The 22024-nt window shown below is 63.2% G+C and carries 22 protein-coding genes; 15 read left to right on the top strand and 7 right to left on the bottom strand.

Annotation, left to right across the window (positions count from 1 at the left end; all coding sequences use genetic code 11):
* The first annotated feature begins 33 nt into the window (after positions 1 to 33).
* Both ACNSN7_RS09970 and ACNSN7_RS09965 read left to right on the top strand, forming a co-directional pair.
* The gene (locus ACNSN7_RS09970; protein WP_418282127.1) at positions 34 to 333 is read left to right on the top strand and encodes a WNWW family protein; all 300 of its coding nucleotides are present in this window, start codon (positions 34 to 36) and stop codon (positions 331 to 333) included.
* Between the two features lie 91 nt (positions 334 to 424).
* Positions 425 to 622 carry a hypothetical protein gene (locus ACNSN7_RS09965; RefSeq protein ID WP_418282126.1) on the top strand — a complete coding sequence of 66 codons (198 nt, stop codon included), beginning with the start codon at positions 425 to 427 and terminating at the stop codon, positions 620 to 622.
* Between the two features lie 5 nt (positions 623 to 627).
* On the opposite strand, the gene phoU is transcribed toward ACNSN7_RS09965, so the two are convergent.
* Positions 628 to 1302: a phosphate signaling complex protein PhoU gene (gene phoU, locus ACNSN7_RS09960; RefSeq protein ID WP_418282125.1), complete on the bottom strand. Its 675-nt coding sequence runs from the start codon at positions 1300 to 1302 to the stop codon at positions 628 to 630.
* 811 nt (positions 1303 to 2113) lie between these two features.
* Here phoU and ACNSN7_RS09955 point away from each other — a divergent pair.
* Together ACNSN7_RS09955 and ACNSN7_RS09950 are read left to right on the top strand one after the other, a co-directional pair.
* Entirely contained in the window at positions 2114 to 3064 is a 951-nt protein-coding gene (locus ACNSN7_RS09955; protein WP_418282124.1) for a D-2-hydroxyacid dehydrogenase, read from the top strand.
* Positions 3065 to 3182: 118 nt separating this feature from the next.
* Complete coding sequence (locus tag ACNSN7_RS09950; protein WP_418282123.1) at positions 3183 to 4106, top strand: DUF6517 family protein; 924 nt, start codon at positions 3183 to 3185, stop codon at positions 4104 to 4106.
* Positions 4107 to 4118: 12 nt separating this feature from the next.
* Here the strand turns inward: ACNSN7_RS09950 and ACNSN7_RS09945 are convergent, their stop codons facing one another.
* A complete protein-coding gene (locus ACNSN7_RS09945) occupies positions 4119 to 5747 on the bottom strand; it encodes a tryptophan--tRNA ligase (protein WP_418282122.1) in 1629 nt (542 codons plus the stop codon).
* Positions 5748 to 5937: 190 nt separating this feature from the next.
* On the opposite strand from ACNSN7_RS09945, the gene ACNSN7_RS09940 reads away from it, so the two are divergent.
* A complete protein-coding gene (locus tag ACNSN7_RS09940; protein ID WP_418282121.1) occupies positions 5938 to 6369 on the top strand; it encodes a universal stress protein in 432 nt (143 codons plus the stop codon).
* A gap of 33 nt (positions 6370 to 6402) precedes the next feature.
* On the opposite strand, the gene ACNSN7_RS09935 is transcribed toward ACNSN7_RS09940, so the two are convergent.
* The 3 genes from ACNSN7_RS09935 to purN form a co-directional block, all read right to left on the bottom strand.
* Complete coding sequence (locus ACNSN7_RS09935) at positions 6403 to 7605, bottom strand: inorganic phosphate transporter (RefSeq protein ID WP_418282120.1); 1203 nt, start codon at positions 7603 to 7605, stop codon at positions 6403 to 6405.
* 89 nt (positions 7606 to 7694) lie between these two features.
* The gene (locus ACNSN7_RS09930; protein ID WP_418282119.1) at positions 7695 to 8945 is read right to left on the bottom strand and encodes a tRNA (N(6)-L-threonylcarbamoyladenosine(37)-C(2))-methylthiotransferase; all 1251 of its coding nucleotides are present in this window, start codon (positions 8943 to 8945) and stop codon (positions 7695 to 7697) included.
* A 114-nt stretch (positions 8946 to 9059) separates the two neighbouring features.
* Entirely contained in the window at positions 9060 to 10652 is a 1593-nt protein-coding gene (purN, locus tag ACNSN7_RS09925) for a phosphoribosylglycinamide formyltransferase (protein ID WP_418282118.1), read from the bottom strand.
* A 167-nt stretch (positions 10653 to 10819) separates the two neighbouring features.
* On the opposite strand from purN, the gene purB reads away from it, so the two are divergent.
* Together purB and ACNSN7_RS09915 are read left to right on the top strand one after the other, a co-directional pair.
* Positions 10820 to 12259 carry an adenylosuccinate lyase gene (gene purB / locus ACNSN7_RS09920; protein WP_418282117.1) on the top strand — a complete coding sequence of 480 codons (1440 nt, stop codon included), beginning with the start codon at positions 10820 to 10822 and terminating at the stop codon, positions 12257 to 12259.
* A 59-nt stretch (positions 12260 to 12318) separates the two neighbouring features.
* Positions 12319 to 13413: an archaeosine biosynthesis radical SAM protein RaSEA gene (locus ACNSN7_RS09915; RefSeq protein WP_418282116.1), complete on the top strand. Its 1095-nt coding sequence runs from the start codon at positions 12319 to 12321 to the stop codon at positions 13411 to 13413.
* 268 nt (positions 13414 to 13681) lie between these two features.
* Here ACNSN7_RS09915 and ACNSN7_RS09910 read toward each other — a convergent pair whose 3' ends face one another.
* Positions 13682 to 13957 (bottom strand): hypothetical protein, encoded by a 276-nt coding sequence (locus ACNSN7_RS09910; RefSeq protein WP_418282115.1) that lies wholly within the window; start codon positions 13955 to 13957, stop codon positions 13682 to 13684.
* Positions 13958 to 14213: 256 nt separating this feature from the next.
* On the opposite strand from ACNSN7_RS09910, the gene ACNSN7_RS09905 reads away from it, so the two are divergent.
* The 3 genes from ACNSN7_RS09905 (at position 14214) to ACNSN7_RS09895 (ending at position 17855) form a co-directional block, all read left to right on the top strand.
* Entirely contained in the window at positions 14214 to 15422 is a 1209-nt protein-coding gene (locus ACNSN7_RS09905) for a CBS domain-containing protein (protein WP_418282114.1), read from the top strand.
* Between the two features lie 513 nt (positions 15423 to 15935).
* Complete coding sequence (locus ACNSN7_RS09900) at positions 15936 to 16724, top strand: HpcH/HpaI aldolase family protein (RefSeq protein ID WP_418282207.1); 789 nt, start codon at positions 15936 to 15938, stop codon at positions 16722 to 16724.
* Positions 16725 to 17054: 330 nt separating this feature from the next.
* Complete coding sequence (locus tag ACNSN7_RS09895; protein WP_418282113.1) at positions 17055 to 17855, top strand: YihY/virulence factor BrkB family protein; 801 nt, start codon at positions 17055 to 17057, stop codon at positions 17853 to 17855.
* A 460-nt stretch (positions 17856 to 18315) separates the two neighbouring features.
* Here ACNSN7_RS09895 and ACNSN7_RS09890 read toward each other — a convergent pair whose 3' ends face one another.
* Positions 18316 to 18798, bottom strand: a complete 483-nt coding sequence (locus ACNSN7_RS09890) for a hypothetical protein (protein ID WP_418282112.1) — start codon at positions 18796 to 18798, stop codon at positions 18316 to 18318.
* Between the two features lie 142 nt (positions 18799 to 18940).
* On the opposite strand from ACNSN7_RS09890, the gene ACNSN7_RS09885 reads away from it, so the two are divergent.
* The 5 genes from ACNSN7_RS09885 to ACNSN7_RS09865 form a co-directional block, all read left to right on the top strand.
* Positions 18941 to 20203 carry an HNH endonuclease gene (locus ACNSN7_RS09885; RefSeq protein ID WP_418282111.1) on the top strand — a complete coding sequence of 421 codons (1263 nt, stop codon included), beginning with the start codon at positions 18941 to 18943 and terminating at the stop codon, positions 20201 to 20203.
* Between the two features lie 330 nt (positions 20204 to 20533).
* A complete protein-coding gene (locus ACNSN7_RS09880) occupies positions 20534 to 21022 on the top strand; it encodes a type II toxin-antitoxin system death-on-curing family toxin (protein WP_418282110.1) in 489 nt (162 codons plus the stop codon).
* A 25-nt stretch (positions 21023 to 21047) separates the two neighbouring features.
* The gene (locus ACNSN7_RS09875; RefSeq protein WP_418282109.1) at positions 21048 to 21188 is read left to right on the top strand and encodes a hypothetical protein; all 141 of its coding nucleotides are present in this window, start codon (positions 21048 to 21050) and stop codon (positions 21186 to 21188) included.
* Between the two features lie 293 nt (positions 21189 to 21481).
* On the top strand, positions 21482 to 21712 hold the full coding sequence (locus ACNSN7_RS09870; protein WP_418282108.1) for an AF_0619 family ribbon-helix-helix protein: 231 nt from the start codon (positions 21482 to 21484) through the stop codon (positions 21710 to 21712).
* Positions 21713 to 21721: 9 nt separating this feature from the next.
* The coding region (locus tag ACNSN7_RS09865; RefSeq protein WP_418282107.1) for a PIN domain-containing protein at positions 21722 to 22024 on the top strand (303 nt) is incomplete at its 3' end.

Below are 22024 nucleotides of genomic sequence, written 5' to 3'. Positions count from 1 at the left end.
GTGACTCAAATACCGTCCGGACGTAGTTTGAGCATGGATCCGAAGCGCCTCGACGACGCGCTGTCCGAGGAGTTCGGCGGTACGCGAGCCGATCGCCGAGCAGTCGTGCGGGCAGCACGCGATCTGGTCGACGCGGAGAAACCGGCTCGCGACCGCGGACACGCGTTGACCGTCGACGACGTCGTCCGTCACCTCTCGGACGCGCCCGACGGATCGACGATCGTCGAGCGATGGAACTGGTGGATGGGTGCGCTCGACGCCGCCTACGGCGGGTACGACTACTTCACCGTTCGATTCGTGGCGGGCGACGAGGGAGCGGACCTTCGCCGGTAGGTGACCGCGCGGACGTTGCCCATCGATTCCACTTTCAGTTTCACTCCGCACTTGGCTCGCTTATACGTTCGTTACCGCCGATCGCTCACGTATGAGCTCCACGAGCACGGAACCACCGCGGTACGCCACCCCGACGCGCGTCGACGTCACCGAGTGTCCCGCCCGTAACGTCTCCCGGCGCGTTCGCGCCAACCGCGTCGCCGGCAGCGAGGTCCACCTCGAACGGCGCGGCGGGAGAACGTTCCTCGTCACGACGCCGACGGACGAACACGACGTATCCGACAGATAGCGCCGTCAGTACAACAGTTCGTCGTTGTTCTCGATCATGTATAGCGACCGGGCGGCGATGTTGACGGTGTGATCGCCGACCCGTTCGAGGTCACGGATCGTCAAGAGGAGACGCGAGACGTTCCGCATCATCGCCTCGACGGCCTCGTCGTCGTCCAACTCGTCGCGTTTGATGAGGTCGCGGACGACGAGGTCGCTCGCTCGCTCACACAGCGCGTCGACCTCGTCGTCCATCTCCGCGACCTCGTAGCAGCGGTCCGGATCCGACTGCTCGTAGGCCGCCATCGCGACGTCGAGCATCGCCAGCGTCTCCTCGCCGATACGCTGTGCGTCGACGTCGGGGAACACCTCCCGCTCGGCCTCGCCGGCGTACGCTCCGAGATTAGTCGCGAGGTCGGCGATCCGCTCCAGATCGGTGATGATCTTGAACGACGCCGCGATGAATCGGAGATCCCCTGCGACGGGCTGTTGGAGCGCGATGAGGTCAGTGCACTCCCGCTCGAGCTCCAGATACAGCTCGTTTATCTCCGCGTCGCCCGTGATGACCTCCTCGCCGAGCTCCCCGTCGTGCCGTTTCAGGGCATCGAGGCCCATCCGCAGTCGCTCGGCGACGAGCTCGCTCATGTAGAGGACGTCGTCTCGAAGGTTCTCCAGTTTCGTCTGGTACTGTTCGCGTGGCATACTCTTCGGTCGTAAGGCACGCTGAACGCACAAAAACACGTCGTTACTCAGGACGTTTGCGCTCGATACGTGACGAAAACGGAGGGGTTCGGAACCACAGCCCGGACGCTGCCGACATGGATCGTCGCCCGTCAGTCGAACCCGAGCTTGTCGCCCCGCCCGACCCCGTCGCGAACGGATGGAGATTCGAGCGATCTCGGGAGTACGTGACTCAGATCGGTGGCGCGGGTGTTTATACGTGGAACTGAGGTGTTGCTGGCGGATGTTTATAAGCGGTCTTACTCGGATCGACGGTGAACACCTGCAAAGCCCCAGCCGCGACGACTCGCGCGCCTTGCTGCGCGCCTCGCTCAGTCGCTGTCGCTTCCTCGCTGCGGTGCTTGCTGCGGCGGGCTTCGCCCTCGCGGCTGCCCCTTTGAGTCCCACCCCGCACAGCACCGCGACCGCACCTCACGCCTCCCCAGCCTCGTCAGGGGCGGTCGCCGGAACCGCTCGGCGACCGCCCCTGACTCCCTCGCACGCGCTCCTCGCGCCCGTTGGGCGCTCGGAGGCGCGCGCCGCCGCATGCGTTCTTTATAGTATCCATCGACATCGATCACGGTCATTTAAATACCGCAGCACGACCGGCGGACTGCAATACTCACTCCCGTCATCGATCGCCGCTGTGTCCGTACTGACCGTACGCAGGTCACTCTGTGCCACTTGCTGAGGGTTTCAACAGCGCCATCCCACCGGAACCGAGTACGTCGACGCCCGCCGTCGGGACGACGCGACAAGGGGTTTTTAACCGATCTCCCGCGGACGTGAGTGCATGGATGCGCCCGACGTCCTGTTAACGCACCTCATCGGCACCGACCGAGCGGCGGCGCTTGCACCCCTTCTCGAAAACGCGATCGCGGGCGAGGTCCGCGTCGCGCGGTCGCCGGCGGAGACGGACGCCGAGATCGGTGACGCCCGGATCGTGGTTACGAGGGAGTTCCCGGATCGGCTGTTCGAGCGGGCGACCGCACTGGAGTGGATACACGCCATCTCGGCCGGCGTCGACCACCTCGATCTCGATCGCCTCGCCGAGGCGGGCGTCGTCGTCACCAACTCCTCGGGTATCCATGCAGAACCGATCGCCGAGCAGGTTCTCTGGTACCTGCTCACGTTCGAGCGGCGGCTCGACCAGGCGATCGCGAACGCCGAACACGACCGATGGCGACGCGTCGAGGGCGGCGAACTTCGGGGGAAGACCGTCGGCGTCGTTGGCGTCGGTGCCATCGGAACCCGAATCGCGGAGCTCTGTTCGGCGCTCGGAACGACGGTGCTCGGAACGAAACGGGACCTCACCTCGATGCCCGCGGTCGTCGACGAGGCGATCCCCGCCGAGGAGTACCACGAGCTCCTCCGCCGGAGCGACTACGTCGTGCTCGCGTGCCCGCTTACCGGGGAGACGGAGGGGCTGATCGGTGACGACGAACTCCGGCTCATGGGCGGGGAGACCGTCCTCGTGAACGTCGGGCGCGGGGAGCTGTGTGACGAGACGGCGCTGACTCGGGCGCTCCAGAACGACCGGATCCGCGGTGCGGGCCTCGACACGTTCGCGACCGAGCCGCTCCCGGCCGACTCACCGCTGTGGAACCTGCCGAGCGCGGTGCTCACGCCGCATATGGCCGGATCGACGCCACACAAACCCGAGCGGTGGTGTTCCCTCATCGAGACGAACTACGAGCCGTTCCGCGACGGCGACCGCGAGAACATGGTCAACCGGGTCGTGTAGCGGTCCGGACGCTCCCACCACGAGATCGGACGATATTCGACGATATCCGACGAGATTCGGGTAGAACCGGCAGTGATGACCGGTGTTCTCTTCCGTGCTGGCTCACAACGTGGCGTCAATGACCGGGCACACGACGGATCGACGGGCGATCGATCGGATGGAGACGGACGGACGCGGACCTGCTCGGCCCGATGCGGACGGAACCGCCGCCGACGGTCCCGGCGTGACGAGACGTCACCTGCTGTCGGGGGCGGGAGCCCTCGGACTCGTCGGGATCACCGGCTGTCTCGACGACGTCACCGAACACGAGTCGAGGGCGTACGGCGTCAGTGAATCGACCGCGTCGGACGCGGGCTACGAGCTGAGCTCCGTCGATCGGGTCGTCATCGAGGAGCCGGTCGGGATCGGTCCCCTCGAGGAGACGGTCGTCGCGACCAACCACGTCGTCGAGTACGAGAAGACGCTCGACATGGGGCCGCTCGGAGAGCAGCGCGGCGGCGTCTTCGTGACGTTCTCGACCCCGCAGGTGTCGGTGTTCGGCCGCGAGTTCAATCCCGTCGCCGACATGGACGCCGAGGAGCTCGTCGAACTCGTTCAGGACGGGTACGAGGGGCTCTCGGAGATCGAACGCGACGAGGACGACGAGGTCGAGGTGCTCGGCGAGACCGTCTCGCGCACCCGGTTCGAGGCCGAAGCGACGTTCGACGGATCCAGCGTCGACGTGGACCTGCACGTCACGGAGGCGGCCGCGACCGACGAGGACCTCGTGGTCACGGTCGGCGTCTACCCGCGACAGCTCCGATCGATGGAGGAAGAACACACCATCGCGATGATGGAGGGCGTCGACGTCGATGCCGTCGACGCGGCCGAGGCCGAAAGCGGCGAGGCGAGTACCGACGACGGCGACGGCAGCGAGGGCGACGGCGATTCCGGAGACGACGACGAGGACGATACCGACGACACGAGCGGTGAGGAGGGCGGAGACGACGAGGACTCCGAGGACGGCGGAGACGACGAAGACGACGACGGACTGTTGGGATAGGCCGGGCGAGAGTCAGTGTTCACCGCCCGTCCCGCGGCGGTCCGAGTCGAGATCGATATCGAGATCGTCGAGCAGGTCCTCGACGTCCGCACGCTTCTCCTGGTGGTCGGCGAGGAACTCCCGCATGAGCTCCGCCGCCTGCTCCTTGCAGCCGCCACAGAGGCGCTCCCCGTTCACGCACTCGGAGTAGACGGTCTTGGTGAGCTCGTCGTCGTCCCCGGCGAGCAGGTACGCATACAGCTCGTAGACGGGGCACTCGTCCGCCTCGCCGCCGAGCTCGCGCTGTTCGTCGGCCGTGTCGCGCCCGCCGGTCGTCGCCGCGCGAACCTTGTCGTAGCCGTCCTCGGGGTCGTCGAGCAGCGAGATGTGGCTCGCCGGGATCGACGAGGACATCTTCCCGCCGGTGAGACCGGACATGAACCGGTGATAGATCGAGGAGGGCTGCCGGAAGCCGAAGCCGTCGTGGTCGATCTCGACCTCGCGAGCGATCGACTCCGCCTCCTCGCGGGAGAGGTCGAACGCGTCGACGTGGCCCCCGAACACGCGCTTCTCGCCGTCGACCGCCTCGATGAGTGCCTCGAACGCCTCGTCGGTCGCGTTGCGGTCGAAGAACCGCACGCGGGGACGAAGGGGTTCCTTCCCACCGGCACGGAGCGTGTCCACGGCGTCCGGCTTCGCCGCCGCCACCGCTTCCGGGGGCTCGTAGTCGGCGAGCCACTCGGCGGCGTCCGTACATCGGACGTCGGTCTCGGCGTCGTTGATTTCGTGCCCGTCGTCGCTCCCGCCCGCGAGCGCGTCGTAGGCGGCACGGACGAGCGCCCGCTCGTCGTCGTCGAGCTCGAAGCTCGCGAACGCCTCGGTCACCTTGAAGTACCGCATCCGGACGGCCAGATCGCGTGTCAGGCGGACGTGTGGGTCCTGGTCGGGACCGACCGGGATCACCGTGGGCTTCGGCTCGTCGACGAGTTGGGGGTAGAGGATGTCGGCGGTCTGGGTGACGACGCTCTGCATGTGCGAGATGTTCGTCTCGCCGTCGAAGCCGTAGATCGCCTCGAACTCGGAGAAGTTCGCCTTCGATCCGAGCTCGAACCCGAGGTCCTGTACCTCGCGGTTGTCCGACTGCCGGTACAGCTCGCCCTCCTCGGGATCGAACCCCAGCGCGAGCAGCGAGAGGAGGTAATCGCGGGCGTGCTCGTCGATCTCCGACCACGACATCCCCCGCGCCGAGTGCGCTTCGAGGTCGGCGATCAGGCCGAAGACGTCCCCGCCACGCTCCTGGTGCCAGATCAGCTCGTCGAACACGAGCTTGTGGCCGATGTGCGGGTCGCCGGTTGGCATAAAGCCCGACAGCGCGGCGAACGGCTCGTCGTTCGCCATCGCCTCCGCGACCGCGTCGTACTCTCGGTGCCCGAAGATGACGCCGCGACGCATCAGGTAGTGCGGGTCCGGAACCCCGTCGGCGACGTCGTCGAACGACTCGATGCCGAACTCCGCGAACAGGTCCGCGTAGTCCCCGACCGTCGCCGAACCCCACGGGTCGAGCGCGACGTCCTCGGCCGGTTCGTCCGCACGCTCCGCCCCGCCGTCGGTGACCGGGTCGCCACCGGGCGGGGTCCGAGCCTCGTGGGTGTCCTCGCTCATACGTATCCGTCCGTCGGTCCGGTCAAAAACCGTTCGCTTGCGCGAGAGCCGATCGCGCGTCGGCGTCCGCCGCCAGGTCGACGCGTCGATCGGGGTCGTCCGGCGCTCCGCGCCGTCTCGGCGGACGAGGCGAGGTCTCGACTCGCCTCGGCGGACGGGGTTTATCAGTTTCCACTCCGAGCGATCGGATATGGAACCCTCGCACGTGCTCGTTCCCCTCGACGGCTCGCCGCTGGCCGACGATGCGTTGGCACACACGCTCGCCGTGTTCGAGAGCCGAGTGACCGTGCTGAACGTCGTCGCACCGATCGATACAGGGATGAGCGAAGGGGGTGTCCTCGAGCCGGACGACGAACGTCTCACCGAGGCGCGTGAACGTGCGGAACGGCTGGTCGAGCGGTCGAGATCGCGCGCGGCGACCGAGGATCGCACGATCGAGACGGCGGTCGAGACCGGCGATCCGGCGGACGCGATCCTCGCGTACGTCGAGGCACAAGACGTCGACCACGTCGTGATGGGCGGTCACGGCGGCGAACGGAGCGGGATCGCGCGGCGGCTCCTCGGGACCGTCGCGACCGAGGTCGTGGGGGAGGCACCCGTCAGCGTCACCGTCATCCGGTGACGATGGACCAGTCGAGAGCGACCGTCCGGAGACTCACGCGATGCCGAGCACGGTCGAGATCGCCCGATACAGTCCGAACCCGATCGCGATCGACGTCACCAGCGTGATCAGCCAGAACCCGAGCGTCACGCCGATCTTGCGACGCGACACGCCGGCGGACCCCGCCGCGAGTCCGCCGCCGATCACGCCCGAGATGATGATGTTGTTGAACGAGATCGGGATGCCGAGCGTGATCGCGGCCTGCGCGATGATGAACCCCGGAACCAGCGCCGCGATCGACCGGCGGAGCCCGAGTTGTGCGTACTCGCGGGAGGTCGCCTGCAGGAGTCGCGGCGCGCCCATCCACGCGCCAGCGAGGATCCCGGTCGCGCCGACGCCCAGCAGAGCGATCCCCGGGAGCCCGAGTTCGACGCCGTAGAGGTTCTCGAGGGGACCGGTCGCGAGCCCGACCTGACTCCCGCCGCTGGAGAAGGCGACGACGCTCCCCAAGACGAGCAGGAACGTCCGGATCCCGTTTTCGACGGATGCCTGCGTGCGCCGGCGAATGAGCCAGAAGCCGATCGCGGCGAACAGGACCGTCACGACCGCCGAAACCACGGAAACGCCGCCGACGGCGGGACCACCGACGGCGACGGCGACCGCGTCGGCGACCGAGCCCTGATCGCGCACCGGGTGCGGGATCACGCCGAGCCGAACGTGTGCGAGGATGCCGGCGACGACGCCCGCGAGCAGCGGGACGCCCACCGTGTCGGGGACGTCGTCACGGCGAAGCAGCGTCGCCGTGACGTACGCGAGACCGCCGGAGACCGGCGGGACGAGCAGCCAGAACGTCCCGATCCGACGGTACGTATCGAACGCGGGGTCACCGCCGAGCGAGAGCCCGACGCCGACCATCGCCCCTGTCGTCGCGAACGCCGCGGGGACCGGGTAGCCGCTGTACACGCCGAACGTCATGAACGCCGCCGCCACGAGCAGGCCGCTCGTCGCCGCCAGCGGCGTGATCGTGACGCCGTCGATCAGGGCCGCGCCGACCGTCTCCGAGATGGCACCACCTTGCGTGAGCGCGCCCGCAGCCGCCAGGATCCCGATGAGAAACGCCGCACGCATGGTCGAGACGGCGTTGGCACCGATCGCCGGCGCGAACGGCGGCGAGTTGCTGTTCGCCCCCAACGACCACGCCATGAACAGCGCACTCACGGTCGCGAACGCCACGAGGGCCCAGAAGACGATAGTCATTGAGAGCTATCACCGAACGACGATACACACGGCGACCCGGATGATGGCCCTTTCGGTCGGTCTCCGTCCGTGTCGACGTCGACTCGTGCTCACACCGGTTCGCCGAACGCGTACACGGTGTTGTGCCCGGTCACCTCGACGGTCAGGAAGTCGCCGACTTCGACCCCGTGGTCGTCGGCTTCCTGCACTATCACCTGACGGTACGCCGGATCGCGACATTTCACCGACTCGCCGGTCCCCTCCTCGACGACGAGCACCTCGCGCTCCTCGCCGACCATCGACTCGTACGCCTCGCCGACGACGTCCATCTTCAGTTCGGACATCGCCTTCGAGCGCTCCTTTTTCACCGTCCCGCCGAGCCCCTTCATGTCGGCGGCGTCGGTACCCGGTCGCTTCGAGAAGCGGGTGACGTTGATCTTCTCCGGTCGGACCTCGCGGAGGAGGTCCATGGACCGTTCGTGGTCCGCATCCGTCTCGGTCGGAAACCCGACGATGAAGTCCGTCGACAGCGTCCAGTGGTCCAGCCGGTCGTCGAACGCCGCGACGACCTCGCGGAACTTTCCGACGCGGTGTTGGCGGCGCATGTCCTCGAGGACGTCGTCGCTGCCCGATTGGACCGGCGCGTGGATGAAGTCGTAGAGCTTCTCGTTGCGGGCGAACACGTCGGCCAGCTCCTCGTGGATGCCGTGGATCCCGCCGGGATTCGCCATGCCGAGTCGGACGCGGAACTCGCCGTCGATGTCGCAGATCCGGTCGAGCAGCTCGGGGAGCTTTCGATCGCCCGTGTCCCAGCCGTACACGCCGGTGTCCTGTCCGGTGACGCGGACCTCCTTTGCGCCGGCGTGAACGAGCGCCCGCGCCTTCTCGACGTTCTCCTCGATCGAGGGGGAGTCGACGCGACCGGTCGCGAACTTCGTGATGCAGTACGAGCAGTTGCTCATGCAGCCGCGCGCGATGGGGAGGATGCCGACAACGCCGTCGAGAACCGGCTCCGTGTCCGGCGTGACGGTCGGGCACTCGCCGTTGAGCACGTGGCTCGGCACCTCGTCCCAGTGGAGCACCTCCGCGTCGAGTCCGGCCTCGCGAAACTCCTCACCCTGCGCGAGCGCCATACAGCCGGTGACGACGAGATCGGCGGTCTCCGCCTCCAGTTCCGCCGCCCGACGGAGCATGTTCCGCTCGGTCTTCTCGACGACCGTGCAGGTGTTGAGGATGGCGACGTCGGCGTCACCGGGCCCGTCGGCCGGGTGGTGACCGCCGTCGCGCAGCGCTCGTTCTATCTCCCGGCTCTCACCCCGGTTGGAGGTACAGCCGTACGTCTCGATGTGGTACGTCGCCATCGGTTACCCTCGTTACCCGGTGCGCGGCCAAAAGGGCGGCGGATCGGGGTGAGTGGGGTGGGTGAGTGGAGTACGTCTGCTGCCGGCTCCGAGTTTATATACCAACGAACGGACTCAGTCGTGCCGGAAGCACCGAGACCCGGTGAACGCCATCGCCATGTCGTGTTCGTCGGCCGCGGCGATCACGTCCTCGTCGTTGACGGAGCCGCCGGGCTGGACCACCGCCTCGATGCCGGCCGTCGCGGCCTCCTCGACCGCGTCCGGGAACGGGAAGAACGCGTCGGAGGCCATCACCGCGCCCGCCGCGGACTTCCCCTCGGCGTCCTTCTCGGCTTTCATCGCCGCGAGCGTGACGGCGTCGACGCGGGACACCTGTCCCATGCCGACGCCGACCGTCTCCGTGCCGGTCGCGAACACGATGCCGTTGGACTTGACGTGTTTGAGCGTCTTCCAGGCGAACACCATCGTCTCGAGCTGTGCGTCGGTCGGCTCGCGCTCGGTGACGACTTCCAGGTCCTCGACGCTCGGCGACTGCAGGTCCCGCTCCTGGACGAGACGACCGCCCACGATCGGCTTCTCGGTGAGCGGTTCCGTGTGTCGTGCGTCTCCCTCGCCGAGCGGCCCGACGTCGAGCAGGCGAAGGTTCTCCTTCTCTCGAAGCACGTCGAGCGCGCTGTCGGTGTAGCCCGGCGCGACGACGACCTCCTTGAACGACTCCGTGATCGCGTCGGCGGTGTCGGCGTCACAGGTCCGATTCAGCGCGACGATCCCGCCGAACGCGGACTTGGCGTCCGTCCGAAGCGCACGGTCGTACGCGTCCGCGAGCGAGTCGGCGGTCGCACAGCCGGCCGGGTTCGCGTGTTTGATCACGGCGACGGCGGGGTCGTCGAACTCCTTGACGAGGTCGAGGGCGGCGTCGGCGTCGTTGTAGTTGTTGTAGCCCATCCCCTTCGCGCCGGGATTGAGCCGGTCGGCGGCGACGACGTTCGCCTCCTCGCAGGCGTCGTCGGCGTACAGCGCGGCGTCCTGATGGGGATTCTCGCCGTAGCGGAGCTCGGCGGCGCGGTCCTCCGAGACGAGCCGCCGCTGGGGGAACGCGCCGCCGGTGTCGCCCTCGACGTCGACCGTCCCCGCATCGCGGTCGACGGACACACGTTCCTCGGCGAACCAGCGAACCGCCCGCGGATACGCCGTGAACTCCGCCTCGTGGAGCACGCGTGCTTTCAGCGTCGACGCATCGTCGTCCTCGTAGACGGGCACGGGCTCCTGGGTGACGATCGGGCCGCCGTCGACCGTCTCCGTGACCACGTGGACGGTACAGCCGGTCGTCCGAACGCCCGCATCGAGCACCTGATCGTGTGCGTCCGCTCCCGGAAACGAGGGGAGCAGGGACGGGTGGACGTTGAGCGTCGTCGGCGTCCCCTCGAGGAACTCGTCGGTCAGCACGCGCATGTACCCGTCCAGACAGACGAGATCGAAGTCGTAGTCGGCGAGACGATCGAGGATCCGGCGTTCGTGGCGCTCGCGGGACTCGCCGTCCCTGCGAGCGACGACCTCGGTGGGGATACGGCGCTCCGTCGCGGACTCGAGTACGGGTGCGCCCTCCCGGTTCGTCAGGACGACCGACAGCTCCGCGCCGCTCGGCGCGACGTCGTCGATGTGTAGCAGGTTCCGCCCCCGATTGCTGGCTAGCCCGGCGATCTTCATACACGAATCGTCCGAGCGACCGCCTAAATCGATTGCGGTCGTCAGCGGGAACGGATCCACGTTCACGGATATAATGGGTGGTCAAGTCGCCTCGGTGCGCCTCGAATGTACACTTCCGTGGTTACAGCATCGACACGCTTTTGCGGGTTCCGGCGGCAGTCGCGGGTATGACGAACGACCCGTTTCCGGACCTGCCGCGGTCGGATCCGCTCGCGGCCGTCTCGCCGCTGGACGGACGGTACGCCGGCCGCACCGCGCCGCTCGCCCCGTACGCGAGCGAGGCCGGGCTCATGCGCGCCCGAACGCGTGTCGAAGTGGCGTATCTGATCGCGCTCGCCGAGCTCGACGCGACCCCGATCACCATCGACGACGACGCGGTCGCCGCGCTTCGCGACGTGTACGAGTCGTTCGCGGCGGACGACGCACGCCTGATAAAGGCGCTCGAGAGAGAGGGGGCGGAGGGCTATGCGGCCACGAACCACGACGTGAAGGCGGTCGAGTACTTCCTCCGCGTCCGGCTGGACGATCTCGCCTCGGCGGACGTCATCGACGACGCCGAGACGCTGTACCCGTGGATCCACTTCGGGCTCACCAGCGAGGACGTCAACAACCTCGCGCACCGCCTGCTCGTCAAGCCCGCGGTCACGGAAGTCATCGTCCCCGCGATCCGAGAGGTTCGGAACGCGCTCACCGATCTCGCACGAGAGCACCGCGACACGCCCATGCTCGCACGGACGCACGGACAGCCCGCCACGCCGACGACGTTCGGCAAGGAGATGGCCGTCTACGCCGCCCGACTCGGTCGATCGCTCGGTCGCGTTGACGACGCCGTCTCCGGGATCTCCGGGAAGCTCGCGGGCGCGTCCGGGAGCTACGCGGCCCACGTCGCCGCCTATCCCGACGTCGACTGGCGGGCGTTCTCGGCGTCGTTCGTCCGCGGGCTCGGATTCGATCACACCCCGATCGCGACACAGGTGAACCCGTGTGACGACCTCGCGGCGCTGTTCGACGCGCTGCGCGGCGTCAACAACGTGCTGCTCGATCTGGACCTCGACGCGTGGCTCTACGTCTCCGACCGCTACCTCGGACAGCGTACGGTCGCGGGCGAGACGGGGTCGTCGACGATGCCTCACAAGGTGAACCCGATCGACTTCGAGAACAGCGAGGGAAACCTCTCGAAGGCGAACTCGGATCTCGTCTTCCTCGGCGACTACGTCACGACCTCTCGGCTCCAGCGCGACCTGTCGGACTCGACGGTCAAACGGAACGTCGGCGCGGCGCTGGCGCACTGCCTGATCGGCTACTCGAAGGCGACCGACGGGCTCGAGAAAGTGGTTCCCAACGAGGCCGTCATGCGCGAGGAGCTGGCGGACACTCCCGTGGTGATCGGCGAGGCCGTCCAGACGATCCTCCGGCGCGAGGGCGACACCGACGCCTACGAGCGCGTCAAGGACCTCTCCCGCGGCAAACGGGTGACGCTCGACAACTTCCGCGCGCTGTTCGACGACCTCGACGTCGACGAGGACGTTCGCGCGGAGCTGAAGGCGTTGACGCCGGCGGCGTACACGGGCGTCGCGGACGAGCTGGTCGACGACCTCGACGAATAAGCGGGGATGACCGCTCGGATGACGACACGGCTTTACGCGCGGGTCGACTCCTCTCGACAATGAGCGAGCCGAGCCCCGACGCGTACGAGCAGGGGCGCGGGATGGACGCCCACAACGCGGTCATGCGCGACATCCGCGCGGAGCGGACCGAGACGTACGACCCAACCGAGCCCACCCGCGTCTGGATCGACGAGGACAACACGCCCGACGGCGTCGTGAACTCCCTCACCATCATCCTCAACACCGGCGGCTGCCGCTGGGCACGCGCGGGCGGGTGCACGATGTGCGGCTACGTCGCGGAGTCCGTCGAGGGCGGGAGCGTGAGCCACGAGGCCCTGATGGCCCAGATCGACGTCTGTCTCGATCACGAGCGCGAGAACGCGGACGGTCCCGCGGAGCTGATCAAGATATACACGTCGGGCTCCTTCCTCGACGAGCGCGAGGTGCCGGCGGAGACCCGGCGGGCCATCGCCGAGACGTTCGCGGACCGCGACCGGATCGTCGTCGAATCGCTGCCGGACTTCGTCGACCGCGAGAAGATCGGGGAGTTCGCGGAGCACGACATCGCGACGGACGTGGCGGTCGGACTCGAAACCGCGACCGATCGCGTCCGACACGACTGCGTGAACAAGTACTTCGAGTTCACGGACTTCGAGGACGCCTGCGCCGAGGCCGCCGCCGCGGACGAGACGTTCGACGCGGACGTCGGCGTAAAGGCGTATCTCCTGATGAAGCCGCCGTTCCTCTCGGAGCCCGAAGCGGTTCGGGACATGATCGACTCGATCCGGCGCTGTGCTGACGTCGACGGCTGTCACACGGTCTCGATGAACCCCACGAACGTCCAGCGGTACACGATGGTCGATGAGCTGTTCTTCCGGGGCGGCTACCGCCCACCGTGGCTCTGGTCGGTCGCGCACGTCCTGGCGGAGACCGCCGACGTCGACGCCATCGTCGTCTCCGACCCGGTCGGCCACGGCTCCGATCGCGGTGCGCACAACTGTGGGGAGTGTGACGACCGGGTTCAGACCGCGATCAAAGATTTCGACCTCCGACAGGACCCGAGCGTGTTCGAGCAGGTCTCCTGCGAGTGTGAGCGGACGTGGGACGTCGTCATGGCGGAGGAGACGAGCTACAACATGCCGCTCGCACGGTAGCTCCTGCCCGTCGAGGTCCGGGAAGCGGAACCAAGACGGTCGTCGAGGGACCCTTCTCGTTTACGGAGACTCACGGAGACCCACGGAGACCCACGGAGAAATCCCCGTGCGTGAGCGTGGGGGGTGAATCTTGACTTCCGGCATGCTCAAACCAACGGGCACGAGACGAACGCTTCTATAACACGCCCTCGCGCATCTGAACACCGCCTGCTCACCTGCCACGGTTCTCACCTGAGGACCCCTCGAAGATCTCGATCCAGTAGTCCGCTTAATCACTGGTCAATCGCCGGAGCATAACGTATAGGACGACGAACATCACGATGAAGACGGTCCCTCCTTGTATCACTTTGATGAGGCGGCTTTTCTCCTTCGTCTCCGAGGTGTCATCTTCGCTGGCCGTCTCGACGGCACTGCTCGCCTCTTCTTCGACGGCTTCGAGAATCGAGTCACGTAATGGTGATTCCAATCCCGCTTTCACCGCCTCTTTTGTGAGCAGCTGAACGAAGTCGTGCTCTCGATCGATTGTTTCGGTTACAAATGCCATCGTTGCTGTCCTCCGTTTTTCGTGTCCGTCGGTACCATGGAACTGCATTTAGATACTCGTCGGAATCAGATAAATGTTACAGCAGAGACTGATCCGAGGGAGTTCAGTGTTCAGCTTCATTTTGAACGCCGACGCAGAAACGGCAAACGAGCGGCTGAGACCGTTCGTTTTCGTATGGAAGCAGCGTATCCGGACGCTACCGATCAGGGGCGGAACAAGTATAACCGTCCAGCACCCCACCATGTAGAATGATAGCATGGACATCACTGAGATCCTCTCCGCAAAGTTCACCGAGTTCGACATCGGCACACCGCTCTCGAAGGTTGCCGGGGCGTTCGAGAACCAAGAACTCGATGCCGTCATCGTGACGGACGGCGACGAGTATCGCGGAGTCGTGAGTCGACGGCAGTTGGCGTCCTCGTCCAACCAGCCGTCCGCGAAGGTCGGCTCACAAGTACAGCACGTCCCGACCGTCGAGCGCACCGAGGACGTCCGCGAGGTCGCACGACTCATGATCGGCAGCGACGCCAAAACGCTCCCCGTACTCAACGACGACCGTGTCGTCGGTGTGGTAACCGGCGATGCCGTCCTCGAAGCAGTCCGTCCCTTCCTCGACGCGGTGACCGTCGAGGACGTCTACACGGAGGAGTTGATCAGTGCGACATCGGAAACCACGGTCGGCAAAGCACTCAATCTGCTTCGAGAAGCCAGGATCGCCCATCTCCCGATCGTCGACGGGGACGACCTCGTGGGAATGTTGAGCCTGTACGACGTCATCGATTTCACGACGCGGGGGGGCACGAAGAGCCAGGGCGGTTCATCGAGTGACTTCGGGAGCCGCGGCGGTGGTGGGCAGAACCGTGGTGGGTTCGGCGCGCGCGAGGGCGATTCCGACCGAATGCTCGACGTGCCAGTGCGGGACCTGCTGTCCGATGCAGTCGTGACGATCGAACGGAGCGCACCGCTCGACGAGGTCGTCGAGACGATGTTCGAGCAGGAGATCTCCTCGCTCGTCGTCACGGCCGACGACACGGCCGATCCGATCGGCATTATCACGAAAACGGACGTCATCGAGGCGCTCACCTGGGAGCGTGACGACCGGAACGCCGTGCAGGTGTTCGGGATCGACCTGCTGGAGGGGATGGACTACGACGCCGTCTCCGCGCTGATCGAGAGCATGACCTCGAAGTACGGTGAGATGAGCGTGATCAAGGCCAGCATCGAACTACAGGAGCACAAAGAACGGAGTCGTGGTGTGCCGCTGGTGCTCGCACGGATTCGACTGACCACCGACCGCGGCTACTTCACGGCCGATGGGGAGGGATACGGTGCCTCTCACGCCATTCGACTCGCCGCAAACGCGGTCGAGCGCCAGCTCCTCAAAGGGAAGACCTACGGCCAGTCGATGAAGCGTTCGAGCACTGACGAGCAGGAACAGCTCTATGGCTGGTGGCTCGGCGGGTAATCGGACGGAGCGCTACATCCGGACGGATACTCGTTGCTGGCTCACACGATCAGTGGGGTGGTTGACTTACCAACCTTGACATCCTCCCCGCGCTGAAGCGCGAGGATTCCCACGGCACTGTACCGCTGGGTTGGGATGGTTACGGTTTGTAGCGGCCTTGGAAGGCGGCTACTGGCTGTGCCAACCAGCCGTTACTCCTATCCCGGCATGGGATTCGGAGATACTTTTGCTGACTGCACCCCGAGTTCCACAACAGAAAGGGGTGCTTTCTGCGTGGAATCGGGGAATCCCGATATTGTCCGATTAGGTGGGCGGGCAGGCCGCCTCGGCTAACTATTAGTACCGCAATCGATTACTTAAAACATCCGACCGGAGCGGTGGTCGTGGTTATTGAAGGAGATTATCGGATTCATCCCCGCGCTAAAGCACCGGGCTTTCTCCTTGATTCTCCGTAACTGTCGTCCCAATTACCTCCGCGGTAGATGTTTCCCGTCTGCGCCCGAAGACACATCCATGGACCATCACCCACCGACGAACGACCTCGCAGCCACGTTGGAGAACGGAGGCGTTGCGCTCGGCCTGCTCGACAACACGTACAGTCCCACACTCGTGGAGCTCTACGGAGAACTCGACGTGGATTTCGTCTGGATCGATCTCGAACACGGTGGGCCGGATCCGTGGGACGCAAATCTGATGGAGGACCTCCTACGCGCAGCCGAACGGACGGACCTCGAACTGCTCGTCCGACTCCCCGATACGGACCCGACGCTGGTCCGGAAAGCTCTCGATCTCGGGACCAGGAACGTCTTTCTGCCACGCGTGGAAACGGCGACAGAGGTCCGTAAAGCAGTCAAATCCGCTCGATTCAGCTACGACGGGAGTCCGGGCGACCGGGGGCTCGCGTCGCCCCGGGCCCGACGCTGGGGGCTCGCCGACGACTACATCGCCACCGAGGACCGGGAGACGATCGTCGGCGTGACCATTGAAACCGAGGCGTCCGTTGAGAACCTCGACGCGATCCTGGACGTTCCGGAACTGGGATTCGTCTTCATCGGCCCGCTCGATCTCTCCGTATCGCTCGGCCGTCCCGGCGAAATCGACCATCCGGATGTGCAGGCGGCCGTCGAGACCATTCGTTCGAGCGCCGTCGATGCAGGTGTTCCCGTCGGCGGTCTCGGATTCGGGATGGACGATGTCAACGAGAAAGCGGCGAATGGCTACCAGATGCTGAATCTCGGGAGCACGACTGGGGCGCTCCAGGGGACCGTCACCGGCTGGTTCGACGCCTACGAGGGAGAGTGATCTCCAAGCGAGCGAGTACGCCGTTCGATCGACGTGTTCGACACACGCTGACTCACCGTGTGATCGATCTCCCTCGTGCCGGCCGATTTGGCTGTACCCGGATCCCACCGATGGCCTACTCGCCGTTCAACTACTGATACGTATCACATAACTAACCACCGGGAGCGGCTGGGTACGTACATGAGAGAACGGATGTACGTGAGTCGCCTGACCGGTTATGATGGACGCTCCACAATATCGTGTGCGAACCCGCCGCAGTTTCCTCCCGTGGGCGTATCCTTGATGCGACCGACATCGAGTATGAGCGAAACGCTCAAACGCACCTAACCGATGCGCGACCGACTTCAATCGGCGGCAGCGATCGTTCGCCCCGTCGTTGATCTCATACAGGATCGAAATCTAACGTATCTGGCGGCGGGAATTGCGTACTACGCGTTCGTCTCGATAATTCCGCTCATGTTGCTCGCAGTCGCGATCGCGTCGTTCGTCGGCGGGGAAGCGATGGCCGATCGAGTGGTCAACATGCTCAGCCAGCAGCTTTCGCCGTCGGGACAAGATCTCATACGAGAGGCATTGGCCAACACTGCCGGACGAGGTGCTGCATCCGTAGTCGGATTTCTCACCCTCACGTGGAGCTCCCTACGACTCTTTCGCGGCATCGATCAGGCGTTCGACGAGGTGTATATGGACACGGTAGAAACGTCCCTGCTCGAACAGATCCGGAACGCCCTCATCGTAGTGATCGGAATCGCGCTCGCCATCGCACTCGTCGTCGCTAGTGGCATCGTGCTCTCGGTACTACCGGTGGAGTTGCCGTTCGTCAACCTCTTTGGAACCATCGTATTGCTCATCGTTTTGGTGGCCGCGTTCTTGCCGATCTACTACGTACTCCCGCCGCTCGAAGTGACGCTTCGAGAAGCGTTGCCTGGCGCAGCGTTCGCCGCCATCGGGTGGGTGTTTCTTCAGATCGGGTTCAGGATATACGCGACCAACGCGGGCCAATATGCAGCGTACGGCGTGATCGGTGCTGCCCTGCTGTTCGTCACGTGGTTGTACTTCGCTAGTATCGTCGTACTTGTGGGCGCGGCCATAAACGCCGCCGTTCGAAAGACAGAGCTGAACGTGCCGTAGATGCGCTCGGAGCGCTCGGAGCGCTCGGAACGTGCGTCGTAGCTTCGGATGCATTGCTCATAAAACTACGTTGGCTTTGACATCCTCCCCGCGCTGAAGCGCGAGGATTCCCACGGCACCGCTGGGTTGGGATGGTTACGGTTTGTAGCGGCCTCGAAAGGCGGCTACTGGCTGCGCCAACCAGCCGTTACTCCTATCCCGGCATGGGATTCGGAGATACTTCTGCTGACTGCACCCCGAGTTCCACAACAGAAAGGGATGCTTTCTGCGTGGAATCGGGCAATCCCGATATTGTCCGATTACGTGGGCGGGCAGGCCGCCTCGGTTAATTGCTAGTACAACGACCACTCATGTAAAACATCCGGGCAGAGCGTTGGCGTCGTTGGTGTAGGGCGTTGTCGGGTTCATCCCCGCGCTAAAGCACGGGGCGTTCTCCTCGCACTTCCGTAATCAAGAAGAGCTATTCGGAGCTGTCGAAGCCAGGGACGCCGAATAACGAATCAGTCATCCCCTCCGTCCGGCTTTTGGTGTTTCTACTCGGTAGCAAATCGAGGACCTGTGATTCGGAAAGCAGATACGCACTGGATTTTTTCCCGCGTAACATCTGTTTGTGTGTGAGATAGAAGACGCGCTCTCCGGGTCGCGGATCTGCAGCCCAGACGGAAGAGATTTCTTTCGGTGGCCGGATGCGGCCAGCCTCGGCGTCAAGCTCATCGATATCGTATATCTTATACACGCCAATATTCGTGTAGGAATCCTTCTCAAGTGGTGATTCTGATAACACGATATACCGGTTCTCGTTCTCGATACTCCAGAATATCGACGGTCCCTTCGTGAGATGGTTCGTTGCCACCGTTTGCTGAACCTGCTCCGGAAGCCGTATCATCTGGCCGTTATTTACTTTAGCCTGAATCAAAAACTCCCAACCGCCAAACTCTGTCATGTCTGACTGTAACAAATTACAATATAGTAAATGTTTGTGCAGTAGGGAGGGATTTGATTCTATAAACGAATGAGCAGAGTATAAATTACATACGGTTATTTTGACACCGTCTGATTTTGAGTTGAAGCGATCAGATCGACATATGGAACAGATAAAAAAGGAGATAACGAAGGAATCTGCTCTTCTGGAGAAGTTTGGCGCAGACGAGCGATTCAATCCGCCGGATAGCTATCCAAAGCAGGCCTCGTTCTTCGGTGACGGCAAATACCCACCGGACTGGGCACAGCGGCGAGAGGCGATCTGGTGGTTGCAGGATAACGAATGCGGACGCTGTGGCCGCCGACAGGAAAAGAGGGGTCACGTTCATCATATCAAGCCACTTTTAAAAGGTGGCAGCAATAGCCTGAACAATCTCGTCGGCCTCTGTGTTGACTGTCATGCACTTTTGCATCCAGCAGTTACCGATCTCAACGGCAACTGGAAGACGGCACCAAAATATCCCGCCGAGAATGCAGTCAGCGAGATCGCGGTCATTAGACGCGACCGAAACGGAACCTTCGAGGAGACGTTCGAAGAAGAGATCGGGGTGGATGTTGACTTCAAGAAACTTGCTGAGGAGACAGAGGTAACAGAGAACTACTACGCCGCCCAGTCACCGGTGGTCTACGAAACAGATCCATCGATCGCTCGGCAGTTTAGCACGGACCAAGACCTCCACCCGGTAGAGAAAGAGAAGCAAGCAATAGAGGAGTTGAATAGGTTACTCCTGTTGCGCGGTCGCGTCCCGGAAAACGGGTTATACAACAATCGACGACTGGCGATCGAAACTTCCATCAAGGGTATACTCGGCTGGCTCTCACCGTTCGAACCCGAGATTACTGTCAAGCCGGAACGGCCGTCCGAGCATACGAATCCCTACAGTGCGGTCACCGAAGAGGTGAACCGAAATGGATCGGCCGACAGGGAGTTCATTTTCTCCGAGGACGTAAACGATGCAACCGTAACGGTCACAGGAGGCGACGGGGAAGTGACTGACAAGAACGTCTCGTTTTCCGACGAGAATAATAACCAATCGGTTTCAGTTTCAGTCATGCCGCCGCCGCTGTCAACCGCCACCTTGGGATCGTACCTCTGGTCCGCCGGAAAGAAGACGTATATCTTACCCCTTCTCTACGTGCTCCTGTGGATTCTCATCGTTCCGTTTACAGGACTTGTGCTGATAATGGCTCTCTTCGGAGTGATGGCTGGTGCAGTTGGAACAGTTGGGTGGTTCCTTGTCGCCCTCCTGTTCGGTGAACCCTGGACAACAGTTGGAGAAATGGCGCTGGCAACGGTTATAGCCCTTTTTATTGGTGGAATCGCGATTACAATACTGGAACAGTTTGGGATAGAATTTGAGGAGTGACAGCACTGTTAAATCGAGACTGAAGGAGATGAGAGTTCTTGTATCGAGTATCTTCTTTCAGTTCTAGACGAATGCGCGTGCAGACTCTCGTTTGATCATTGAACGAAAGCAATGAAGGGGAGCTGTTCGACCATCGACCCCGGCGCTGTTGATCGATTATCTCCCCAGAAATCTATGGGCGCTGCAGGCTCCTATTCGAGTATCGAACGAATCGACCTTTCAGGCATGAGACGGCTGAATTCGAGGGTCTGAAAACGGACCATTCTGACTTTGTTCCCCCGTCTGGTCCATAGTAAAAGCTACACTCGTCCGGCATTGAGGTTGGACTGAATGGCTGACTCGTTTTGGTGCCCGTCCGTCGAGGATGTTATCGCCATCCACGACGACATCGTTTCGGAATACCCCGATACGCCCGCAGGTGTCCAGAACCGCGGTGACGTCGAGTTCGCGCTGAACTACATCGAAGAGGGAAGCTTCGATACGGCACCGGAAACCATCCATGAGAAGGCGTATCACCTCCTCCGGCTCCTCGTCGCCAATCATTCCTTCGTCGATGCGAACAAACGTACCGCACTCAATACGTCGGTTGTCTTCTACTTCCTCAACGGCTATCGATTCGAATACGACGACGAGATCAGGATAATCCTGAAACAGTTCGGTACAGACGAAGCGGCCGTCGATGAGGAAGAAGCCGTCGAGTATCTTCGATCCCACACCGAAGATCTGGATCTGGCAGGCGAGATTGAGGAGTGGCGAAACGAGCTCGTTCAGTACGGAATAGACCAGTTGACCGGCGATTCGGCGGACCCGAACGATTAACCGCATTGGAAGCGTGCATTCGAATATGGCTACCGAGGAAGGGACGGGAACAACCCATCAGCTCGACGAAGTGATGGAAGACATTCGTCGGGAACTCGTTCGGCGGGTCGCGGCACAGGACCGGGAGGCGAACCGGGACGTCTACGACGCCCTCGAAGACGAGTAAGTTACCAGCGCTTCAATCGGTGATTGATTTTCCCCGTTGCGAATAGTTCGGATGTACGCGAATCCCTGTGAAAACCACACCCTCATTCGACCATCGAACGAAAGCAATAGCGCTGTATTCGATTCAGCAATCGACCCGCCGCTACCAGGAGATTACACCCCGCGAAAATATGGGCGCTGCAGGCTCCGGTTCGACTGTCGAACGAATCGACCTTTGAGGCGTGAGGCGTCCGAATTCGGGGGATCTGAGATACACCGAAAGACACAGTAACCTGTGTATACATAGACTCCTGTATGCCTAGTATCACCGTCAATGTGGATGACGACCTCAAAGAGCGAATGGAAAACCACCCAGAAATCAACTGGAGTGAGGTCACCCGGCAGGCTATCCAAGAGAAGATTGAGACACTGGAAGTGATGGACGAACTCACCAGCGAAAGCGAACTCACCGAGAGCGATGTGCAGGACATCGCTGACAAAATCAACAAGGGCGGACGCAAGCGCGTTGACGAGGAATCAGCGTAGACACGACGAATGAAGCTGGTCATCGACGCCAACGTCGTCATCTCTGCACTGATCGCTGATTCAAAAACGCGGGAGCTCATCGTCACGCTCGAACCCGACCTGCTGACACCTGCCTTCGTCCATGACGAGATCGAGAACTATCAGGACCTGATCGTCGAGAAATCCGGAATGAAACCAACCCGAGTCGCACAGTTTATGGAAGTTTCAAGGCTAAAACCCCGCCCTTCAGGGCGGGGATACAGCCGACAACTCTGCCACTACCCACGTTCGATGGCACTGCTGGATATTCCACGACCCAGTCGTTACTATTTA

Source organism: Halorubrum rarum, from assembly GCF_048380895.1.
GTDB lineage: Archaea > Halobacteriota > Halobacteria > Halobacteriales > Haloferacaceae > Halorubrum.
Note: the sequence above shows the minus strand (reverse complement) of the source record. Positions and strands in the feature narration are given on the sequence as shown.